The following is a 19,464-nucleotide window of genomic DNA, read 5'->3' as shown; positions in this document are numbered from 1 at the left end:
CTACGTGCGGTCGTTGGCCAGGGGGCCGGCGGGTGGCGCGCAGCGATACCCACGCGGGAGTCTGCGTCTGAAGCGAACGGGGGTGGAAACTCGTGGGTGCGGACCGCGGCGGCGGGTGGTGGGTACCGCCTGCGGCTCCACTCACCCTACGTGCGGTCGTTGGCCAGGGGTAGGGTAGGTGGCGTGCAGCGATACCCACGCGGAGGTCTTGAAGAGGTTTAGGGCGCTTCGGATCGGCGGTTTCCTGTGCGCCAAGCCAGGGTCAAAACACTGAAAAGGTCGTGCACAGGCTCTTGGTCTTGTGTTGACCGACGCGCAGCGCGCCGTGGGCAGACGTTCAGGCCAGCATGTGCTCCGGGTCGAAGTCCGGGTTGAGCCGAGAGGTCAGCACGTGGTCGCGCCAGCCGCCGTTCAGGTAGAGGTAGTTCTTGGCGTGGCCTTCTATTTCGAAGCCCAGCCGCTTGAGCAGGCCGGCGCTGCGCAGATTGTGCGGCTGGTAATTGGCCTGGATCCGGTGCAGCTTGAGGGTGTCGAAGGCGCAGCGTATCACCGCCTCCAGCGCTTCGCGCATCAGGCCCTGGCCTTGGCAGTGCTGGTCCAGCCCGTAGCCCAGGTGACAGGACTGGAAGGCGCCGCGGCTGATGTTGCTGAGGCCGACGCTGCCTATCACCCGCTCCGGTTCGGCGTGCAGCGCCAGCAGGTAGCGGCCGCCGCGGCCGTCTTCCCAGTCGCGCGCGCGCTGGCGCAGCTGCATGGTCCAGTACAGCTCGGTGAAGAACATGTCGCCGGGCTTGGGGTCCCAGGGCTCGAAGTGCTGGCGGTTGCGGACGTGAAAATCCAGCATCGCGCGCGCCAGCGCCGGCTGCGCCGGCAACAGCAGCAGGCGCGGCGTGCTCAGGGTGGCTTGGGCGATGGGCATGCGGGGGCGGTCAGGCGCTGGCCGGAAAGGCGATTTCGGCCGCCGCGCGCAGCAGGATGGGCACGCCGAAGCTGCCCAGCTTGGGCAGGGTGGCGTTTTCATGAGCGCGGATCTGGGCGGCGCTGGCGTGGTCCTTGTCGTGGGTGGTGTGCGCGTCGCTGGCCAGGATGATGGCGTAGCCGTGGGCGGCCGCGCTGCGGGTGGTGGTGTCGATGCAGAATTCGCTGGCGTAGCCGGCGATGACCAGTTGGCCGATGTCCGATTGTTGCAGTTGCTGGTGCAGGCCGGTGTTCAGGAAGGAGTCCGGCGTGGTCTTGCGCAGGTAGCAGTCGTCCGGCTGGGCGTCCAGGCCGCGGGCCAGTTGCCATTCCGGCGAGCCGTGGGTCAGCGGCGCGCTGGCGCGTTCGTGCTGGACCCAGATCACCGGCGCGCCGGCCGCGCGCGCGGCGGCGGCCAGTTGGTTGAGGCGGGCGATGACGGCGTCGGCCTGGTCGGCGCGCGGTTCATTGTCGAACATGCCGCTTTGCACGTCTATGATCAGCAGGGCGGTTTTCATCGGGGTTTCCTGTCGCGGGATTGAGTCGCCAATGTCATATGAAATGGCTTAAAAAGCAAGCCCCGCCGGGGCGGGGCTTGGAACTGGCTCGGAGAATGTGTTTACGATTTTCCGGCAGTGCTTTGAAACATTATTCAATACTCAGGAAACCGCGTATCCGACGCGCCCCAGGTCCCTTCAAGCCTGTCGACGGGTGGCAGGCCCGAGGTCTTAAGCGGCTGCCTGTTCGAGCAGCGCGACGTTAGCGCGCTGCGAGTTCAGCCGCGCCTCGGGACTGACGGGAACCGGCGGGAAGCCGTAGGCCAGGCTTGCAGGGCGGCCTTTAGGGTAAAGGGAGATTTGGCCGCGCAAATCTCCCTTTCCGTTTGCCGGGCGGAACCGGCCCTTAATCATTATCCGCGAAGCGGATTCGAAAGTACCCGGCAAGGTAAACAGGCGCTTAGGCGGTCAGCCTGTCCAGCGCTTCTTTATACTTGGCCGCGGTCTTCTCGCGCACCTCCAGCGGCACCGTCGGCGCCGGCGCCTGCTTGTCCCAGCCGGAGGCTTCCAGCCAGTCGCGGACGAACTGTTTGTCGAAAGACGGCGGGTTGCCGCCCGGCGCGTAGCTGTCCGCCGGCCAGAAGCGGCTGGAGTCCGGGGTCAGCGCTTCGTCCATCAGCGTCAGCACGCCGTTCTCGTCCAGGCCGAACTCGAACTTGGTGTCGCAGATGATGATGCCGCGGCTGGCGGCGAATTCGGCGGCGGCGCGGTAGAGCTTGATCGCGGTGTCGCGCACCTGGGCGGCCAGCTCGGCGCCGACGATTTCCTCACAACGCTGGTAGCTGATGTTTTCGTCGTGGTCGCCCACCGCCGCCTTGGTGGACGGGGTGAAGATGGGTTCGGGCAGCTTGTCGGCTTCGCGCAGACCGGCCGGCAGCGCCAGGCCGCAGACGGTGCCGCTCTGGCGGTATTCCTTCCAGCCGGAGCCGGCCAGGTAGCCGCGCACCACGGCTTCGATCGGCACCGGCTTCAGGCGCTTGGCCACCACGGCGCGGCCGGCCACTTGCGGCAGGTCGGCGGCGGAGACCACGTCTTCCGGCGCGTCGCCGGTCAGGTGGCAGGGCACCAGCGCTTGGAGCTTGTCGAACCAGAAGTTGGAGATGGCGGTGAGGATCTGGCCCTTGCCGGGAATGGGGTCGTCCAGGATCACGTCGAAGGCGGACAGCCGGTCGGTGGCGATCATCAGCATGCGCTTGTCGTCGATCTCGTACAGGTCGCGGACCTTGCCGGAGTAGATTTTCTTCAAGCTGGTCAGTTGGGTGGTGTTGAGTCCTGTCATCGGAAATCCTCGGTGGAGCGGGCAATGTGTTTCAGCGCTTCGCGCCGGCTGAGCCCGGATAGCGGCGTGGCCGCGACAAAGGCGCGCACGGCGCTGGCGTCGGTGTAAGCGTATTCGCGCAAGGCCCAGCCTATGGCCTTGCGAATGAAGAATTCGGCGTCGCCGGCATTGGCGGCGCAGTAGCGGAACAGCCGTTCGGCGTTGGTGTCGGCTTTCCAGCGCAGCTGGTGCAGGATGGCGACGCGGCGCAGCCAGAAGTCGGCGTCGCCGCTGAGCGCGTCCATGTCGTGTTGCAAGCTCCGGTGTTGGCGCACCAGGGCGCCGACCACCCAGGCGGCCAAGCCGTCCACGCAGTCCCACCAGGGCTTGGCGGCGGCGAGGGTCAGCAGCCGCGGCAGGCTGGCGGCCGGCAGTTCCTCGGCGCGCGCGGTCAGCAGGTCCACCGCCGCGTATTGGAATTCACGCTCCGGCTGCCGCCACAGCTGCTCGGCCAGATCCAGGCAGTGTTCCGCGGATTGGGTGTTCAGCGCGCGGATCCAGGGCGTGGAGACTTTGCGGCGCGCCGGCGTGGGCACGCCGAGATAGTCGAACTGCTCGCGCATATAGGCGCGCATCGGCGCGGCCTTGCCGGGAACGGCGGCGGCGCTCAGTCCGGCGCGCAGCGCGGCGATGGCGGCGTTCACGCCGGGGCCTCGTCGAAGAAGCGCATGCCGGCGTAAGGCCGGGCGCGGCAGGTGGCCAGCCGCGAGGCCAGCGTGCCGACGTGCAGTTCCAGCTGATGGCCGTCCGGGTCCAGGAAGTAGAGCGAGTCGCCCTCGCTGCGGTTGTCCCGCCATTGACGGACGCCGGCGGCGGCCAGGCGTTCGCGCCAGGCTGGGAAGTCGGCGGCGTCCACGCTGAAGGCGTAATGGGTGTAGCCGGGGGCCGGCGCGGCGGCGGGGTCCAAGGACAGGCACAGCCACAGGCCGTTAAGGCTCAGATAGCCGCCGCCGTCCCAGCGCGCGTGGGGACGGCAGCCCAGGGTGAGGGCGTAGAAGTCCCAGGCGCGCTCCAGATCGCGCACCGCCAGGGTCAGGTGATTGAGGCCGTTCAGTGTCATGGCGAAAAAATGGCGAAACCCTGAGGTTTCGCCGTGCGCTTACAAAGTGTCCTTCAAGGCCCGGGCCTGGTCCAAGGCTTCGTCGGCCGTGGCCGCCATCACATTGAAGTGGCCCATCTTGCGGCCGGGGCGCGCGCTTTTCTTGCCGTACAGATGCAGTTGGGCGTTGGGCGCTTCCGCCAGTACGTCCCAGTTTGGCTGGCCGCCGTTGTCCTTCCACACATCGCCCAGCAGGTTGACCATCACCACCGGGCTGAGCAGGTCGGTGCGGCCCGGCAGCAGGCCGCACATTGCGCGCACCTGTTGCTGGAACTGGTCGGTCAGGCAGGCGGTGAGCGTGTAGTGGCCGGAGTTGTGCGGCCGCGGCGCGATCTCGTTGATCACCAGGCTGTCGTCGGCCAGCACGAAGAACTCCACCGCCAGCACGCCGACGTAGTCCAGCGCTTCGGCCAGCCGCATCGCCATGCTCTGCGCTTCGGCGGCCAGCGCCGGCTTGATGCGCGCCGGCACGATGGATTCGTCCAGGATGCCGTCGGCGTGGATGTTCTCGGCCACCGGGAACACCGCGCTCTGAGTGGCGCTGACCCGGGTGACGATGGCGGACACTTCCAGTTGCAGGTCCAGCATTTTTTCCAGCACGCAGGCCTGGCCGCCCAGGTTGGCGTAGGCGGCGCGCGCTTCCTCGGCGTTGCTCACCCGCACCTGGCCCTTGCCGTCGTAGCCCAGCCGCGCGGTTTTCAGGATGCCGGGCAGGTAGGGCGCGAGTTCGACTTGGATGTCCTCCACGCTCTGGATGGCCAGATACGGGGCGGTGGGCAGGCCGGCCTTGCGGATCCAGGCTTTTTCCGCGATGCGGTCCTGGGCGATGGCGACGCAGTCGCCGGACGGCGACACGCGGGTGGTCTTGGCCAACTGGCGCATCGCGTCGGCGTTGACGTTCTCGAATTCGGTGGTGACGGCGGCGCAGCTTTTGGCCAGGTCTTCCAGCGCGGCCGGGTCGTTGAACGGCGCGCACAGGTGGCGGTCGGCGAAGTCAGCGGCCGGCGCGGCTTCGTCCGGGTCCAGCACGGTGACGCGGTAGCCCATGGTCTTGGCGGCCACGGCGAACATGCGGCCCAGCTGGCCGCCGCCCAGGATGCCCAGCATCGCCGGGGGCAGGATGGCGGCCATTATTCGATCTCCGGCAGGGTCATCGCCAGCACGGTTTCTTCTTGCTTGCGGCGGAAGGCGACCAGTTGTTCCGCCAGTTCCGGGCGGGTGGTGGCCAGCATGGCGACGGCGAACAGCGCGGCGTTGGCGGCGCCGGCCTCGCCGATGGCGAAGGTGGCCACTGGGATGCCCTTGGGCATTTGCACGATGGAGAGCAGCGAATCCTCGCCGCGCAGGTATTTGGACGGCACCGGCACGCCCAGCACCGGCACATGGGTCTTGGCGGCCAGCATGCCCGGCAGGTGGGCGGCGCCGCCGGCGCCGGCGATGATGGCCTTCAGGCCGCGCTCGGCAGCGGTTTCTGCGTATTGGAACAGCAGGTCGGGAGTACGGTGGGCGGAGACGACGCGGGTTTCACAGGCGATGCCGAAGTCCTTGAGCACGCGGGCGGCGTTCTGCATGACTTCCCAATCGCTGTTGCTACCCATCACGATGCCGACTTCAATCATGGCGGAGAAGCTCGCTGGTTGAGGCTAAAGCCGGGATTTTACCCGATTGGGGCCTGCTGCCGTTATGGTTTTTTATTTTGACATCAAGGTACTTAGGGCATATCACATCAGCCGCGGATAAGTGAACAGAATCAGGTGCACAGCGTTGAAGGCGACATGGGCCAGCACCGCCCACAAGACCTGGCGGGTGGCGGCGTAAACCAGGCCGTAGCCGAGCCCGGCCAGGGTGGCGAGGCCGACCCAGACCCAGCCGCCGGCGACGTGGACCAGGCCGAAGGCCACGGAGGCGGCCATCAAGGCGGCGAAGGGTTCGGTGCGCAGTTCCAGCCAGCGTTGCAGGCCGGCGCGGAAGAAGGCTTCCTCGGCCAGCGAGACCAGGAAGAAGTTGGCGAACAGCCAGGGCAGCAGCCAGTGCGGCAACTTCGGCGCCCAGGCGATGACGCCGGCCACGCTGGCCAGGCCCAGCACGATCAGCAGCAGCAGCGCGCCGACGCCGGCGGCGGCCGGGCCCCAGCGCCGCTCCACCTGCGGGCTGGCGCTCAGCACCATCAACAGCAGCCAGCCGGCGGCGCCCTTGTCGTAGCTCCAGTACAGCCGGTAGGGCGCGCTGTTGGGCGCGCTCAGGCCCTGCCACAGCAAGGGGTTGTCGAAGCCGGGCAGCGCGTGCAGCGCCAGCGCCAGCAGCAGGGCGATCCAGACCAGCCACAGTTCCGGCCGCCGGTAGCGCTGCGCGGCCAGGCTGACGGCGAGGGCGGCGACGAGGGCCGCCGCGCCCAAGGGCTGCACCAGGCCGCAGGTGACGGCGACGCCGGCGCTGCTGAGCGCGGCCAGACGCGACGGCCAGCGCAGGCGCAGGCTTTCCGCCAGCAGGGCCAAAGCCAGCAGGGCGAAGGCGGCCAGGGTGAGGGTATTGGGCAGGGGCATGGCGGGCTCGCGGGGGATGGGCGGAAAGCCCATGATACTGAAGCGGGGCGGCGACAAAAAGACCGCCGCGGGTCAGGCCGGAACCGGACCCGCGACGGCAGAGCGCTCCCGTGTGCGGGGAGAGGCGATGTTTAGTTGAGTTTGGCCGCGCGCACCGCCGCGGCGGCGTCGGTGATGCCGGCGGAGCATCCTTCGCAGTCCGCCGCCGGTTGGCGCGCGGTCTTGATCAGGATGTTGCGCACCGCTTTCCAGTTGAGGCTGGGGTTGGAGGACAGCATCAGCGCCACCAGGCCGGCGACGTGGGGCGTGGCCATCGAGGTGCCCTGGAAGGCGGCGTAGCTGTCGGCGCCTGGCACGGTGGTGCCGCTGTTCAGCGTGGAGTAGATGCCGGGGTCGCCGCTGTTGAGATCGCCGCCCGGCGCGGTGACGGTGGTCATCGCGCCGTAGTTGGAGTAGGAGGCGATGCCGCCGGACTTGCCGTTGGAGGCCACGGTGATCACGCCGGGGCAGCTGGCCGGGTTGGTGTTGCGCACGTTCTTCATCGCGTTGCCGGCGGCCACCACCACCACGCCGTTGCGGGCGTTGACTTGCTGGATGGCGTCGCGGTAGGTGCGGCTGCACGGCTGGGCGCCGCCCAGGGACATGCTCAGCACCCGCGCCACATTGGCGTTGACCGGCGCGCCGGGCACGGTGGCGCCCACCGCCCACAGCATGGCGTCGGCGATGTCCGAGCTGGCGCCGCCGCACTGGCCCAGCACGCGCAGCGGCAGCAGCTTGGCCTTGGGCGCCACGCCGGTCAGGCCGTTGGCGTCGCCGGCGGCCGCGGCGATGGTGCCGGCCACGTGGGTGCCGTGCCAGCTGCTGTTGCCGGCGCGGCACAGGCTGCCGTCGCTGTAGTCGCCCTGGTCCAGGCCGTTGTTGGTGCGCGCGCTTTGCACCGGCTGGCCGTTGCTGTCCAAGAGCGGGCTGCCGTCGGCGTTGGTTTGCGCCACCGCCGGCAGGCGGGCGCGCTTGGCGTCGGAGATGAAGTTGTAGCCCGGTTCCAGCAGATTGGGCTTGATGTCGGCGTGCGGACGGTAGCCGGTGTCCAGCACCGCCACGGTGACGCCGGCGCCCAGCGACAGGTCCCAGGCCGCCGGCAGGTTCATCGCGCCCGGTTCGGCGGCGCTGGCTTGCATGTCCCATTGCTTGCCGGCGTACAGCGGGCTGCTGGGCAGGTAGTTGGGGCTCATCACGAAGTCCGGCTCGGCGTATTCCACCGCCGGGTCTTGCTGGATCTTGCGCGCCAGGGTCTGGGCCTCGGCCACGCTCAGCGCCTTGCCGCTTTGATAGACGTAGGCGCCGGTGCCCATCTGGTGATGGAATTGCAGCGGGCTGCCGCTCAGTTGCTGCACGCGTTGGGTGCGGGCGGCGAAGTCGGCCGGGCGGCTGGACGGCGCGCGGCCGCCGTTGGCGATGCGCGCCTGGGTCAGTTGCAGCTGGGAGACGCTGTGGTATTTGACGATGATGCCGGTGATGCCGGCGGCGGAGGGCGCCGCGGCGGCGATGTCGGCGCCGGCGCCGGCCAGCAGCGCGGCGGTCAGCAGGGACAGCGAGTTTTTGCGATTCATATTCTGTTGCTCCAATGCGTCGGGGGCTTAGTTCTTGACGTAGGGGATGGCGGCGAGGCCGGCCGGCGCATTGCCGCCGGCGGACGGGCTGCCCCAGGCGACGAACTTGCCGTCCTTGGCCACGGCGAGGAAGCCGCCGAGCGGGGTGCTGTAGACGGCGCGGATGTTGACCAGGCGCGAGCGGACGGCGGCGCTGTCGCCGCCATGGGTGGGCGCGCCCCAGGTGACCACGCTGCCGTCGGCCTTCAATGCGGCGAAGGCGTAGTCGTTGGCGAACAAGGCCACCACATCGCGCAGGCGGTGGCGCACGGCGCTGCTGTCGCCGCCGCGCAGTTCATCGCCCCAGGTCACCACGCTGCCGTCCTGGCGCAGCGCGGCGAAGGCCAGTTCGGTGGCGGCGATGGAGCGCACGCGGTTGAGCTGGTGTTGCACGCCGCTGGCGTCGTTGCGGGCGCCGTCGCCCCAGGTGACCACGCTGCCGTCCTTGCGCAAGGCGGCGAAGGCTGTCTTGCTGGCGTAGAGCTTGGCCACGCCGGCCAGGCTGCCGGCCACCGGGCCGGTGTCGGCGCCGCGGTCGAAGTAGGCGCTGCCTACGGTGGCCACCGAGCCGTCCTGCTTCAGCGCGGCGAAGACGTTGAGGTTGGTCTGCACCGCGCTGACGCCGGCCGGCATGGGCTCGCTGCCGTCGTAGTAGTCGCTGGTCTGGCCGTCCCAGTTCAGGCCCCACACCACCACGCTGCCGTCTTTTTTCAGCGCGGCGAAGTTGTAGTCGGTGGCGGCGATGCTGGCCACGTTGTTGAGCTTGGCGGCCAGCGGCGAGGCGTCGCCGCCGGAGTTGGGGTCGCCGAAGGCGAGCACGCTGCCGTCTTTCTTCAGCACCGCCACCGCGCCCAGGTTGTGGCTGACGCTGGCGACGTCCTTCAGCGCGGCCAGGCGGCCGGCGTCGAAGTAGGAGGAGATGGATTTGGAGCCGCCGCTGCCGTCGAAGGTGGTTTCGATATTGCCCCAGCTGGTGGCGCTGCCGTCGCCGTTGAGGGCGACGAAGCCGCGCTTGGTGGGCCACAGTTTGGAAACTTTGTTCAGCGGCGCCACCGGCGAAGTGGCGTCGGCGCTGCCTATGCCCACCGAGCCGGCGAAGCTGGCGCCGGAGCCGGCGCGGCCCCAGCCGACGACGGTGCCGTCGGCCTGCAAGGCGGCCATCGCGCGTTCATTGCCGGCCACCGCCACCACGTTTTGCGGTTGGGCGGGCAGGGAGGAGGTGTCGCCGCCCAGGCGGCGGCTGCCCCAGACCGCCAGCGTGCGGTCCGCCTTGAGCACGGCGAACACCGACGGCGCGCTGAACACGTTTTGCGGCACCAGGGTCTGGCTGGCGCTGGTCAAGGCGCAGCTGACGGTGGCGGTCAGCGGCTGGTCCGGCGCGCTGTCGTCGGCGCTGAAGCCGCGGGCGCCGTTGCTCCACTGTACGCGCGGCTCGCCCAGGCACAAGCCGCTGGGCACAGCGGTCAGCACGCCGCCGCGGTTGCCGAAGATTTCCACCGCCAGGCGGCCGCTGCCGCCATGATGGCCGGAACCGCCGCCGGGGGTGCTGCCGTCGTCCTCGCAGCCGGAGAGGCCGCCGATCAGCGCTACGCCCACGGCGATAGCGCCAAGCCGGAACCATTGGGTTCCGCTTGCTTGTGTGTTTCTCATCACGGGTGACTCCTTTGTATATCTTGTCGTTTGTGTTTTTATCCTGGGTTTAAACCCAGAATGAATATATTGTCATGCGATAAGCATGATGGGTAGAGAAAACGCATGGACAAGACAAGAGGACGCGGGAGGCAAGGCGGCTGAGGGCGACGGCGCGCTGCGCCATTTTGGTGCGGCGGGCTGATAACCGCCGGTTATAATTATTTGTGTTTTAATTTTTTATTGAAAAATCAGAGATTTGCCGGCGGCGAAAACGACGAGGAAGACAAAGCCAGCCGCGGCGGGCTGGCGTCAAAATGGGGCATGGCGGCCGGAGGAGAGCCGGCCGGGGTGTTACATTTTCGCCAGTTGCTGGCGCGCTTTTTGGGCGGAATCCGTCTTGGGATACAGTTTGATCAGGCGTTTGTAAGTGGCTTTGGCCTGATCCATCTGGCCCAGATCGCGCTGGCAGTTGCCGATATTGCGCAGGGCTTCCGGCGCGAAGTGGTTGTCCGGAAATTGCTCGACGAAGCGGCGGTGGATGTCGATGGCGGCGTCGTACTGGCGCAGCGCGGTGTGGGACACGCCCAGCCAGTAGGTGGCTTCCGCCACTTGCGGCGCCTGCGGGTTTTGCTCGATGAAGCCGCGCAGCGCGTCGGCGGCCTTGGCGAAGTCGCGGGCGCGCAGCAGGTTCAGCGCCTTGTCGTAATCTGGGCTGGTGGTGGCGCCGCCGTCCGCGGAGCCTGCGGCGGCGTCGCCGCGCGTGGCGGGCATGGGTTTGGCGCCGCTGTTTTCCAGGTGGCCCAACCGGCCGTCCAGGTCGTTGTACAGATCGTTCTGGCGTTTCTGCGTGGTTTGCAGATTGTAGTTCAGCACTTCCACGTCGCCGCGCAGCTTGGCCACTTCGGCCTTCATCGCTTCCAGCTGGCTGACCATTTCCAGCAGCTTTTCATTGGAAAGCTTGCTTTCCACTTCATTGAGGCGGGTGGAGGCCTGGCGGTTGACTTGGTCCAGCTGGCGGCGGGTTTCTTCCAGATCGCCGGTGGTGGCGCAGCCGGTGAGGACCAGCAGCAGCGCGCTGCAAAGGGTGAGCCGTTTCATGGTTGTCCCGGGATGTCCCGCCGTCCGGCCCGGAGGGGACGACGCTAGTGAGTTGGGTGGCAATGAATACAGCCGGATATCTTAACGGCAAGCGCGCGAAAGCGCATCCGCCCGATGTCCGGCTGTAATGCCGGCCCGGAGGGCCGGCGTCGTAAACAGACCCAGTGCTTTTAGTGGCCTTGGTACACGATGTCGGCGCGACGGTTCTCGGCGAAGTCCGACTCGGTGTTGCCGGTGGCGCGCGGTTTTTCCTTGCCGAAGCTGACCGCTTCCAGCTGGCTTTCCTTGGCGCCCAGCACTTCCATCGCCTTCTTCACGCTCTCGGCGCGGCGCTGGCCCAGGGCCAGGTTGTATTCGCGGCTGCCGCGGGCGTCGGTGTTGCCCTGGATGATGACTTTCTTGTCCGCGTTCTGCTTCAGGTAGGCGGAGTGGGTTTCCACCACCGGCTTGCCGTTGGCGTCGACGGAGGAGGAGTCGAAGGCGAAGTAGACGCTGCGCTTGGCCAGCGGGCTGTTGGGATCGTTCAGCGGATCCACAGCTACCTGGTTCTGGTTGCCGCTGCCGGTGTCCACCGGCGCGGTGGTTTGCGGCGTGGTCGGCTGCTGAGTGCCGGCGCTGGTGTCGGCCGGTTTGGTGCTGGCGCAGGCGGCCAGCAGGGTTACGGTGGCGGTGCCGAGGACGAGTTGTTTCCAGTTCATATCAATAGCTCCAATTAAGGACGATTAAATGGGCCCCAAGCCGGGTCCTGTACATCGCCGTTGATAACGGCCAATTTCACTTTGCTGCTGCCATCCGTGGTGGCGGCGTACAACACGCTCTTGCCGCCGGCGTCGCTGGCGTACAGCACCATGCGGCCGTTGGGGGCGAAGCTTGGGCGTTCGTTGTAGCCGCCGTCCGACAGCGCGCGGCTGTCGTTGGTGGCCAGGTCTTGCGCCATCACGCGGAAGTTGCCTCCCTCGCGACGGATGTAACTCAGGGTCTTGCCGTCCGGCGACACCTTGGGCGACACGTTGTAGCGTCCTTCCCAGGTGACGCGCTGGGCGTTGCCGCCGTCGGCGGACACGCGGTAAATCTGCGGGCCGCCGGCGCGGTCGGACACGAAATACAGGCTGCCGCCGTCCGGGCTCCACGCGGGCTCGGTGTCGATGCCGCCGTTGTACATCAGCCGGCGCGCGCCGCCGCCGTTGGCGTTGATCACATAGATCTGCGAGTTGCCGCTGGTGGTCAGCACCACCGCCAGCTTGCTGCCGTCCGGGCTCCAGGCCGGCGCGGAATTGCTGCCCTTGAAGTTGGCGGCGGCGAAACGCTGGCCGGTGGCCAGGCTCTGCACCCAGACCACCGGTTTCTTGCTTTCAAACGACACGTAGGCGATGCGTCCGCCGTCCGGGCTCCAGCTCGGGGAGATGATGGGCTCCCTGGAGCGCAGAATGGTCTGGGCGCGCCCGCCGTCCACGTCCGCCACTTGCAAGAGATAGCTGCCGCCAGTCTTCAGCACGTAAACGATGCGAGTGTTGAAGAAGCCCTTCTGGCCGGTGATCGCCTCGTAAATCATGTCGGCGATCGCGTGCGCCACCTGGCGGGTGCGGTCCGGGGTGACGGTGAATTCGCCGCCGGTCAGCTGTTTCTTCTGCGCGACGTCCATCAGCCGGAAACTGATCTTCAACTGGCCGCCGCCGGCCGCCTCCACCTTGCCGATGGCGACGGACTGCGCGCCGGCGGCCTGCCACAGCGGGTAGCGGATGTCGGCGGGCTCGAACGGCGTGTTGGCCACGCCGGCGGCGTCCACCATGCGGAAGGCGCCGGAAATCGTCAGATCGTTCTTGATCACCGGGCTCAGCCCGCCCTGGGCGCTGGCTTCGTCCTTGAACGGCGCGATGGCGATGGCGTGGCGATTGGCCCCGCCGCCGACGATCTCGATGGTCATTTCCGCTTGCGCGCCGCCTGCGGCCAGCAGGCCCAGCGTGACGAGCAGCACATTCAACAGAGTTTTGAAGCTGGACATTAGTTCCCTCGAGTCAGTCTATCGGCATGCTAAGCCCGATGCACGGCGGCATGGTCAGCCTGGTTCCGCCTTGCGCTTCGCGCATGCCGGCGTATATCGCCGTCTTATGATTTGGGACGGAATTCCATTTTGAACTGCCGGTAACCGTCGTTGAAATTGGCGCCGGGCGGCAAGGCCGGGAAGGTTTTCGCTTCCCAGATCGCCCTTTGCACCGCGTCGTCGTAGGCCTTGCTGCCGCTGCTTTGCAGCAGTTGCACCCGGTTTACCTCCAGCGAGGGCAGCAGGCTGACCTGCAACACCACTTTGGGATTGCCGCTCAGCTCCGGCGGCACCTGCACCAAGGGGGTGACTTTGGCCTTGACCCGGCTGATCCAGCCGGCCTTGGCCGTCGACGAGCCGTTGGCCGCGCCGCCGGCCACGCCGTTGGGCGACCCGGCCTGATCGCTGCGCGCATTGGCCTTGCCGCTGGTGCGCGGGCTGTCCAGGCTGGCCAGCAGGTCGTCGGCTTCCGGATTGTAGGTCTTGGACGGCTTGGGCTTGGCTTGCGGCTTGGCCGGCGCCGGCGGCGCTTTGGCCTCCGGTTTTTTCTCGGCGGGCTGGTCCGCTTTCTTCGCTTCGGGCTTCTTCGCCGGCTCCGGCTTGGGTTCCGGCTTAGGCTCGGGCTTGGGCTCCGGTTTGAGCTTGGGCGGCTCCGGCGGTTTTTTGTGGCGACCCAGGTTGACGTCGGCGGGCGGCTCCGCCACGGCGGGGCGCGGCGGCTCCACCGTCGGCGCCGGCCTGGGCTCGGCGGTCACGGTCGGCGCGGGCGGCGGCGGCGCGGTGGTCCACAGCTCCAGCGCCACCGGGGCTTGTTCCTGCAAGGTTTGGGAGTGGAAGCCGCCCCACAGCAGCAGGCCGGCCACGACGACGTGGAGCAGCACCGAGACGATCAACGACCAGGGACGCGGCGAGGTGGACACTGCGGCCATCATCCCTGCTTTTGCTGCTTGACCGTCAGCGCCACGCGCTTGACGCCGGCCTGGTGGAGTTTGTCGGCGATCTGCACGACCTCGGCGTATTTGAGGTTGGCGTCGGCGGAGATGGCCACCGGGCGCTCGGCCGCGCCCAGCGCCTGGATCTGCGCGGCCAGGTCGGCGACGGAGGCGACGTCGGTCTTGCGGTCGTTGTCTATCAGTTGGATCTTGCCCTGAGCGTCCACGGTCACTTCCAGCGGACGGGTGTCGATGCTGGCGGCCTGGGACACGCTGGGCACTTCGATCACGCCGGGCGTGAACATCGGCGCGGTCACCATGAAGATGACCAGCAGCACCAGCATCACGTCGATGTAGGGCACGACGTTCATCTGGTTCATCTGGCGGCGGGGACGGCGATTGAGCATGGAGCGTCTGTTAGCGTTGGCAAGCGGTCATGATACACCGGGCTCCGGTCTAGGTGGGCCGGCTAAGAACCTGTTTACGATCTGCTGCGCGTCGGCGATACGGCGTTGAAAACAACTTCGAAATGCTCATGTACCACTCGTACATTCCGCTTTCTCAGCGGTTTTCGCCTTGTCTCGCCTTAGCTCGCGAGATCGTAAACACGTTCTAAAGCGGGTCAGACCGCGGCGGATCATGAAAAGTTCATGGCCGCGGTCGCCTGGGGGGCTCAGGCCAGCCGCGTGCACAAGGTCAGCCCATCTCCCACCGGCAGCACGCACATGCGGATGCGCGGGTCGTGTTTCAGGCCGGCGTTGAATTCGTGCATCAGGTGGACACCGGGCGGGTCTTCCGGCTTGGGTTCCACCACGCGGCCGGACAGGAAGATGTTGTCGATGGCGATCACTCCGCCGGGGCGCACCAGTTGCAGGCAGGCTTCGTAATAGTCGCGGTAGGAAGGTTTGTCCGCGTCGATGAAGGCCAGGTCGTACTGGCCCGCCTGGCCGGCGTCCAGTTGCTGACGCAAGGTGGCGAGCGCCGGCTGCAGCACCAGTTCGATGCGATCGGCGACGCCGGCGCGGGCCCAGTAGTCGCGGGCGACGTCGGTGAAGGTCTCGCTGACGTCGCAGGCCAGCGTGCGGCCGTCTTCCGGCATCGCCAAGGTCACCGCCAGCGAGCTGTAGCCGGTGAACACGCCGATCTCCAGATAGCGGCGCGCGCCTATCAGTTGCGCCAGCCAGGCCATGAACTGGCCTTGCTCCGGCGCGATCTGCATTTTGGCCATGCGGTGGGTGGCGGTGAATTCGCGCAGCTCGCGCATCACCGGATGTTCGCTGAGGCTGATGTTCAGCAGGTAGTCGTGCAAGGCGCCGTCTAGCGCCACGGTGCGGCTGGTCATGGGGGTGCAGTGCAATCGGAAACGCCCGCGGCGCGGGCGTCGGGTCAGGCGGGAGCCGGGCTTATTCCGGCTGGTAAACGTAGGGCTGTTGCGGCACGCGGGATTCTTTCCAGCGCTTCTGGTCGTCGGCGTTCAGCTGACGATCCCACAGGGTCAGGCGCAGTTCGCGGCGCTGGCTGTCCACTTCCGGGTGTTCTTCCAGGAAGCCGTTGATGAATTGGGTGAAATCGGACTGATACATCGCATCGTTCCTTCTAAGGCTGATGCCGTGATTTTAATCGATAAATCGCCGCGCAGTCAGCCTGATGGCCGCGCTTTACATTCATTTTGACAACAGATTTCACAGCACAGCGCAAATCCTAGTTGCGCGAAACGCGCTTTGCTGCGATATTGCGTAAAAGATTTAAAGACATTAAAGAGAAATTTTAAACTGAAAAGGTGGATTTGTTTAATCAAATTAAACTTAATGGTTTATGTGATGCGAATTCGCAATGTGGACAGCCTGGTGCAGTTCTACCCCGAGACCTTGACCTATCTGAGGTTGCTGGCTCGGTTGACGCACTTGGCGATGGTGTTGGCGCCCGGCGGCGCGCTGCTGCTGCTTGAACCGGCGTCGGCGGCGGCCCGCGGGCAGGCCGCCCAGGTGTTGTTGCTGGCCGGAGTCCTGGCCTTGTTGTCTTTTCAGGCGCTGGGCGTTTACGGCGGCGGCATGTTTTTGCGCCAGCTGCGTTTGCGGCCCCTGGCCGCGGCGTGCGCGCTGCTGTTTGCTGTTCTGTGGCTGGCGCGCGGGCTGTCGCCGGCGCTGGCGGCCTTGCCGGACCGGCTATGGCCGTCCTGGTTCGCGGCTACGCTGGCTTTGTTGTTGTCGCAGCGCTTGTTGGTGCATGTCTGGTGCCGCCGGCTGGTGCGCCGCGGCGTGGGCCTGCAACGCACGGTGATCCTGGGCTGTACCGCCAGCGGTCATCTGCTGGCCGGCTTTCTGCGGGAGAACGCGGACATCCGCGCCTGCGTGGTCGGCTTCGTCGACGACCGTTCCGACCGTCTGCAATACGCGATGGCGGGCCTGCCCTATCTGGGCGGCATGCGGCAGTTGGAGGAGAGGGTGCGCGAGGGCCAGGTGCAGCAGATTCTGGTGGCGCTGCCCTGGGCGGCGGTGAAGCGGATGGGGGATTTGGTCAGCCTGCTGCGTCGCTTGCCGGTGACGGTGCTGCTGGCGCCGGACATGGCGGGTTTGCGGCACGCCCATCATCGGGTGAGCGCGGTGGCCGGGCTGCCGATGTTCAATATTTCCGAGCGGCCGCTCAAGGGCTGGTCGCCCTTGCTCAAGCGCTGCGAGGACGTGCTGCTGGCCGCTTGCGCGCTGGCGCCGGCCGCGCCGCTGATGCTGTTGATCGCCGCGGCGATCAAGCTGGATTCGCCGGGGCCGGTGTTGTTCCGGCAACGGCGCTACGGCTACAACAACCGCCTGATCGAGGTCTACAAATTCCGCTCCATGTATGTGGAGCAGGCCGACGCCGACGCCGAGGCGCAAACCACGCGCCGCGATCCGCGCGTGACCCGCGTCGGCCGCTTCATCCGCAAGACCAGCCTGGACGAGCTGCCGCAGCTGCTGAATGTGCTGGGCGGCAGCATGTCCATGGTGGGGCCGCGTCCGCACGCCACCGCCACCAAGGCCGCCGGCGTCTTGTTCGAGGACGCGGTGGCGGAGTATTCCGCCCGTCATCGGGTCAAGCCGGGCATTACCGGCTGGGCCCAGGTCAACGGCTACCGCGGCGAAACCGACACCCTGGCCAAGATAGAGCGCCGGGTGGCGCACGATCTCGAATACATCGAGAACTGGTCGCTGTGGTTCGACGCCTACATCCTGATCCGCACCCTGCCGGCCGTGCTGTCGGCCGACGAAGCCTATTGAGGCCGCCATGCAAACCCATACTCCAGAACTGATTCCCTGCATCGTGTCCGGCGGCGCCGGCACCCGCTTGTGGCCGGTGTCGCGGCAGGCGTTTCCCAAACCCTTCATCCGCTTGGCCGACGACCAGAGCCTGTTGCAGAAAGCCTTCCTGCGCGCCGCGCGCCTGCCCGGGGTGAAGCGGGTGATCATCATCACCAATCAGCAGGCGCAGCTGCGCACTCTGGACGAGTGCCGGGCGGTCAACGCCGGCGGGCTGGCGCTGGAGCTGCTGCTGGAGCCGGAAGGGCGCAACACCGCCCCGGCGCTGGCGGCGGCGGCCGCGGACCTGCTGGAGCGCGAGCCGGAGTCCAATCCGCTGCTGCTGGCGCTGCCGGCGGATCATCTGATCGCCGACGAGGCCGCCTTCGCCGCCGCGGTGGAGAAAGCCGCGCGTCTGGCCGGCGGCGGCCGCATCGTCGTGTTCGGCCTGACGCCCAGCCGCGCGGAAACCGGTTTCGGCTATATCGAGGCCGGCGCGGCGATAGGCGCGGACGGCCAGGAGGTGGCGCGCTTCGTGGAAAAGCCGGACCTTGTCGCCGCCGAAGGCTATCTGGCCGGCGGCCGCCACTTATGGAACAGCGGCATGTTCTGCTTTTCCGCCGCCGCCTTGTGCGCGGAACTGGCCGAACACGCGCCCGACGTGCTGGCGGCGGTGCGGGACTGCCTGGCGCACAGCCCGGCGTCCCTGCACGCGGACCACCGGCTGCGCGCGCTGGAGCGCGAGCGTTTTGGCCGCTGCCCGGATATCTCCATCGATTACGCGCTGATGGAGCGCACCCGCGTCGCGGCGGTGGTGCGCTGCGAACTGGGCTGGAGCGATATCGGCAACTGGGACAGCCTGGCCGAGCAATTCCCGGCCGACGCCGACGGCAACCGCGTCAGCGGCGACGCCCTGCTGCGGGACAGCCATGATTGCTTCATCCAGAGCCGCGGCCGGCTGATCGCGATGCTGGGCGTGGACAATCTGGCGGTGGTGGACACCCCGGACGCCTTGCTGGTGGCCGACCGCGGACGCAGCCAGGAAGTGCGCGAGCTGGCGCGGCGGCTGCAAGACCAGGGCCATCCGGCCTGGCGGCTGCATCTGAGCTCGCAGCGGCCCTGGGGCCATTACACCGTGCTGGCGGACAGCGAGCGCTACAAGATCAAGCGCATCGTGGTGAAGCCGGGCGCGGCGCTGTCCTTGCAGATGCACCACCATCGCAGCGAGCACTGGATCGTGGTCAGCGGCACCGCGACGGTGACCCACGGCGAGCAAGAGCGCTTGCTGCACACCAATGAATCCACCTTTATTCCCGCCGGCGAAACCCATAGATTGAGCAATCCCGGCCTGATCGATCTGGTGCTGATCGAGGTGCAGAGCGGCGAATACCTGGGCGAGGACGACATCGTGCGCTTCGCCGACGACTACGGCCGCTCGGAGGCCGCGCCGTGAGCCGCACCGCGCTGATCCTGCCGGTGCGCAACGCCGGCCGCCACCTGGACCGGCTGCTGCCGGCGCTGGCGGCGCAAAGCCTGCGCCCGGACGAATGGCTGGCGCTGGACAGCGAGTCCAGCGACGGCAGCCGGGCGCGCCTGCTGGCCGCCGGCGCCAGCGTGGTGCCGGTGCGCGCCGCGGACTTCAATCACGGCGGCACCCGCCGGCTGGCCAGCGAGCTGACCGACGCCAAGGTGCTGATCTATCTGACCCAGGACGCCATTCCGGCCGGGCCCGACGCGCTGCGCCGGCTGCGCGACGCGCTGCTGGTCGAGGACGACATCGGCGTCGCCTACGGCCGCCAGCTGCCGCAGCCTGACGCCGGCCTGCTGGGCGCGCACGCGCGCCGTTTCAACTACCCGCCGTTCAGCCGCACCAAGCGGCTGGCCGACGCCGCCGAGCTGGGCATCAAGACCTGCTTCAGCTCGGACTCCTTCGCCGCCTATCGCCGCGAGGCCCTGCGCGGGGTGGGCGGCTTTCCCGCCGACGTGATCGGCTCCGAGGACGCCCACGTCGCCGGCCGCATGCTGCTGGCCGGCTGGGCGGTGCGTTACGAGGCCGCCGCCTGCGTCCACCATTCGCACGATTACGGGCTGCTGGAGGAAATGCGCCGCTACTTCGACATCGGCGTGTTCTACGGCCGCGAGCGCTGGATCGCCGAACGCTTCGGCCGCGCCGGCGCGGAAGGGCGGCGCTTTTTGCGCTCGGAGCTGGAAACGGTCCGTCGCGCCGGCCAGCCGTGGCGGCAGTCCGAAGTGCTGCTGCGCTGCGCGCTCAAGCTGGCCGGCTACCGGCTGGGCCACGCCGAGCGCTGGCTGCCGCGCGCGCTCAAGCGCCGCCTCAGCATGTTCCCCGCTTACTGGAAATGAAT

At 67.6% G+C, this 19,464-nt stretch carries 20 protein-coding genes; 3 read left to right on the top strand and 17 right to left on the bottom strand.

The window, feature by feature from the left end; translation table 11 throughout:
* Nucleotides 1-337: 337 nt before the first annotated feature.
* The 17 genes from VK98_RS19210 to VK98_RS19130 form a co-directional block, all read right to left on the bottom strand.
* On the bottom strand, nt 338-919 hold the full coding sequence (locus VK98_RS19210) for a GNAT family N-acetyltransferase (RefSeq protein WP_048415579.1): 582 nt from the start codon (nt 917-919) through the stop codon (nt 338-340).
* 10 nt (nt 920-929) lie between these two features.
* The gene (locus tag VK98_RS19205; RefSeq protein ID WP_048415578.1) at nt 930-1,475 is read right to left on the bottom strand and encodes a cysteine hydrolase family protein; all 546 of its coding nucleotides are present in this window, start codon (nt 1,473-1,475) and stop codon (nt 930-932) included.
* A 439-nt stretch (nt 1,476-1,914) separates the two neighbouring features.
* A complete protein-coding gene (locus VK98_RS19200; protein ID WP_048415577.1) occupies nt 1,915-2,793 on the bottom strand; it encodes a phosphoribosylaminoimidazolesuccinocarboxamide synthase in 879 nt (292 codons plus the stop codon).
* Entirely contained in the window at nt 2,790-3,476 is a 687-nt protein-coding gene (locus VK98_RS19195; protein WP_048415576.1) for a DNA alkylation repair protein, read from the bottom strand. The genes VK98_RS19200 and VK98_RS19195 overlap by 4 nt, the downstream gene beginning before the upstream one ends.
* The gene (locus VK98_RS19190) at nt 3,473-3,892 is read right to left on the bottom strand and encodes a fosfomycin resistance glutathione transferase (RefSeq protein ID WP_048415575.1); all 420 of its coding nucleotides are present in this window, start codon (nt 3,890-3,892) and stop codon (nt 3,473-3,475) included. Before VK98_RS19190 ends, VK98_RS19195 begins: the two co-directional genes overlap by 4 nt.
* Nucleotides 3,893-3,931: 39 nt before the next feature.
* Complete coding sequence (locus tag VK98_RS19185; RefSeq protein ID WP_048415574.1) at nt 3,932-5,062, bottom strand: 5-(carboxyamino)imidazole ribonucleotide synthase; 1,131 nt, start codon at nt 5,060-5,062, stop codon at nt 3,932-3,934.
* Nucleotides 5,062-5,550, bottom strand: a complete 489-nt coding sequence (gene purE / locus VK98_RS19180) for a 5-(carboxyamino)imidazole ribonucleotide mutase (protein WP_048415573.1) — start codon at nt 5,548-5,550, stop codon at nt 5,062-5,064. Before purE ends, VK98_RS19185 begins: the two co-directional genes overlap by 1 nt.
* Before the next feature lie 102 nt (nt 5,551-5,652).
* Complete coding sequence (locus VK98_RS19175; RefSeq protein WP_048415589.1) at nt 5,653-6,474, bottom strand: CPBP family intramembrane glutamic endopeptidase; 822 nt, start codon at nt 6,472-6,474, stop codon at nt 5,653-5,655.
* A 131-nt stretch (nt 6,475-6,605) separates the two neighbouring features.
* Nucleotides 6,606-8,084, bottom strand: coding sequence for a S8 family peptidase (locus tag VK98_RS19170; RefSeq protein WP_048415572.1), 1,479 nt, complete (start codon nt 8,082-8,084; stop codon nt 6,606-6,608).
* A gap of 27 nt (nt 8,085-8,111) precedes the next feature.
* Entirely contained in the window at nt 8,112-9,773 is a 1,662-nt protein-coding gene (locus VK98_RS19165; protein WP_156187965.1) for a hypothetical protein, read from the bottom strand.
* Between the two features lie 333 nt (nt 9,774-10,106).
* The gene (gene ybgF, locus VK98_RS19160) at nt 10,107-10,853 is read right to left on the bottom strand and encodes a tol-pal system protein YbgF (RefSeq protein ID WP_048415570.1); all 747 of its coding nucleotides are present in this window, start codon (nt 10,851-10,853) and stop codon (nt 10,107-10,109) included.
* Between the two features lie 170 nt (nt 10,854-11,023).
* The gene (gene pal, locus VK98_RS19155) at nt 11,024-11,551 is read right to left on the bottom strand and encodes a peptidoglycan-associated lipoprotein Pal (protein ID WP_048415569.1); all 528 of its coding nucleotides are present in this window, start codon (nt 11,549-11,551) and stop codon (nt 11,024-11,026) included.
* Nucleotides 11,552-11,565: 14 nt separating this feature from the next.
* Nucleotides 11,566-12,855, bottom strand: coding sequence for a Tol-Pal system beta propeller repeat protein TolB (gene tolB, locus VK98_RS19150; protein WP_082159135.1), 1,290 nt, complete (start codon nt 12,853-12,855; stop codon nt 11,566-11,568).
* 104 nt (nt 12,856-12,959) lie between these two features.
* On the bottom strand, nt 12,960-13,826 hold the full coding sequence (locus VK98_RS19145; RefSeq protein WP_048415568.1) for an energy transducer TonB: 867 nt from the start codon (nt 13,824-13,826) through the stop codon (nt 12,960-12,962).
* On the bottom strand, nt 13,823-14,233 hold the full coding sequence (locus tag VK98_RS19140; protein WP_043592471.1) for a biopolymer transporter ExbD: 411 nt from the start codon (nt 14,231-14,233) through the stop codon (nt 13,823-13,825). The genes VK98_RS19145 and VK98_RS19140 overlap by 4 nt, the downstream gene beginning before the upstream one ends.
* Before the next feature lie 266 nt (nt 14,234-14,499).
* Entirely contained in the window at nt 14,500-15,168 is a 669-nt protein-coding gene (locus VK98_RS19135) for a class I SAM-dependent methyltransferase (RefSeq protein ID WP_048415567.1), read from the bottom strand.
* Nucleotides 15,169-15,229: 61 nt separating this feature from the next.
* On the bottom strand, nt 15,230-15,409 hold the full coding sequence (locus VK98_RS19130) for a DUF3460 family protein (protein WP_019101069.1): 180 nt from the start codon (nt 15,407-15,409) through the stop codon (nt 15,230-15,232).
* A 237-nt stretch (nt 15,410-15,646) separates the two neighbouring features.
* Between VK98_RS19130 and VK98_RS19125 the strand changes: the two genes are divergently transcribed.
* The 3 genes from VK98_RS19125 to VK98_RS19115 are packed head-to-tail and all read left to right on the top strand — an operon-like array spanning nt 15,647 to nt 19,462.
* The gene (locus VK98_RS19125) at nt 15,647-17,080 is read left to right on the top strand and encodes an undecaprenyl-phosphate glucose phosphotransferase (protein WP_048415587.1); all 1,434 of its coding nucleotides are present in this window, start codon (nt 15,647-15,649) and stop codon (nt 17,078-17,080) included.
* A gap of 7 nt (nt 17,081-17,087) precedes the next feature.
* Nucleotides 17,088-18,551 (top strand): mannose-1-phosphate guanylyltransferase/mannose-6-phosphate isomerase, encoded by a 1,464-nt coding sequence (locus VK98_RS19120; RefSeq protein WP_048415566.1) that lies wholly within the window; start codon nt 17,088-17,090, stop codon nt 18,549-18,551.
* Nucleotides 18,548-19,462, top strand: a complete 915-nt coding sequence (locus tag VK98_RS19115) for a glycosyltransferase family 2 protein (RefSeq protein ID WP_048415565.1) — start codon at nt 18,548-18,550, stop codon at nt 19,460-19,462. The genes VK98_RS19120 and VK98_RS19115 overlap by 4 nt, the downstream gene beginning before the upstream one ends.
* Nucleotides 19,463-19,464 lie beyond the last annotated feature (2 nt).

This window comes from Chromobacterium sp. LK11 (assembly GCF_001043705.1).
Lineage (GTDB): Bacteria > Pseudomonadota > Gammaproteobacteria > Burkholderiales > Chromobacteriaceae > Chromobacterium > Chromobacterium alkanivorans.
Note: the sequence above shows the minus strand (reverse complement) of the source record. Positions and strands in the feature narration are given on the sequence as shown.

Coding starts and splice junctions, on each gene's coding strand:
- VK98_RS19175 (WP_048415589.1), bottom strand. CDS start 6,474: ATGCCCCTGCCCAATACCCTCACCCTGGCCGCCTTCGCCCTGCTGGCT.
- VK98_RS19185 (WP_048415574.1), bottom strand. CDS start 5,062: ATGGCCGCCATCCTGCCCCCGGCGATGCTGGGCATCCTGGGCGGCGGC.
- VK98_RS19135 (WP_048415567.1), bottom strand. CDS start 15,168: ATGACCAGCCGCACCGTGGCGCTAGACGGCGCCTTGCACGACTACCTG.
- VK98_RS19170 (WP_048415572.1), bottom strand. CDS start 8,084: ATGAATCGCAAAAACTCGCTGTCCCTGCTGACCGCCGCGCTGCTGGCC.
- VK98_RS19210 (WP_048415579.1), bottom strand. CDS start 919: ATGCCCATCGCCCAAGCCACCCTGAGCACGCCGCGCCTGCTGCTGTTG.
- VK98_RS19200 (WP_048415577.1), bottom strand. CDS start 2,793: ATGACAGGACTCAACACCACCCAACTGACCAGCTTGAAGAAAATCTAC.
- VK98_RS19120 (WP_048415566.1), top strand. CDS start 17,088: ATGCAAACCCATACTCCAGAACTGATTCCCTGCATCGTGTCCGGCGGC.
- VK98_RS19130 (WP_019101069.1), bottom strand. CDS start 15,409: ATGTATCAGTCCGATTTCACCCAATTCATCAACGGCTTCCTGGAAGAA.
- VK98_RS19165 (WP_156187965.1), bottom strand. CDS start 9,773: ATGAGAAACACACAAGCAAGCGGAACCCAATGGTTCCGGCTTGGCGCT.
- VK98_RS19205 (WP_048415578.1), bottom strand. CDS start 1,475: ATGAAAACCGCCCTGCTGATCATAGACGTGCAAAGCGGCATGTTCGAC.
- purE (WP_048415573.1), bottom strand. CDS start 5,550: ATGATTGAAGTCGGCATCGTGATGGGTAGCAACAGCGATTGGGAAGTC.
- tolB (WP_082159135.1), bottom strand. CDS start 12,855: ATGTCCAGCTTCAAAACTCTGTTGAATGTGCTGCTCGTCACGCTGGGC.
- VK98_RS19145 (WP_048415568.1), bottom strand. CDS start 13,826: ATGATGGCCGCAGTGTCCACCTCGCCGCGTCCCTGGTCGTTGATCGTC.
- pal (WP_048415569.1), bottom strand. CDS start 11,551: ATGAACTGGAAACAACTCGTCCTCGGCACCGCCACCGTAACCCTGCTG.
- VK98_RS19140 (WP_043592471.1), bottom strand. CDS start 14,233: ATGCTCAATCGCCGTCCCCGCCGCCAGATGAACCAGATGAACGTCGTG.
- ybgF (WP_048415570.1), bottom strand. CDS start 10,853: ATGAAACGGCTCACCCTTTGCAGCGCGCTGCTGCTGGTCCTCACCGGC.
- VK98_RS19190 (WP_048415575.1), bottom strand. CDS start 3,892: ATGACACTGAACGGCCTCAATCACCTGACCCTGGCGGTGCGCGATCTG.
- VK98_RS19125 (WP_048415587.1), top strand. CDS start 15,647: ATGCGAATTCGCAATGTGGACAGCCTGGTGCAGTTCTACCCCGAGACC.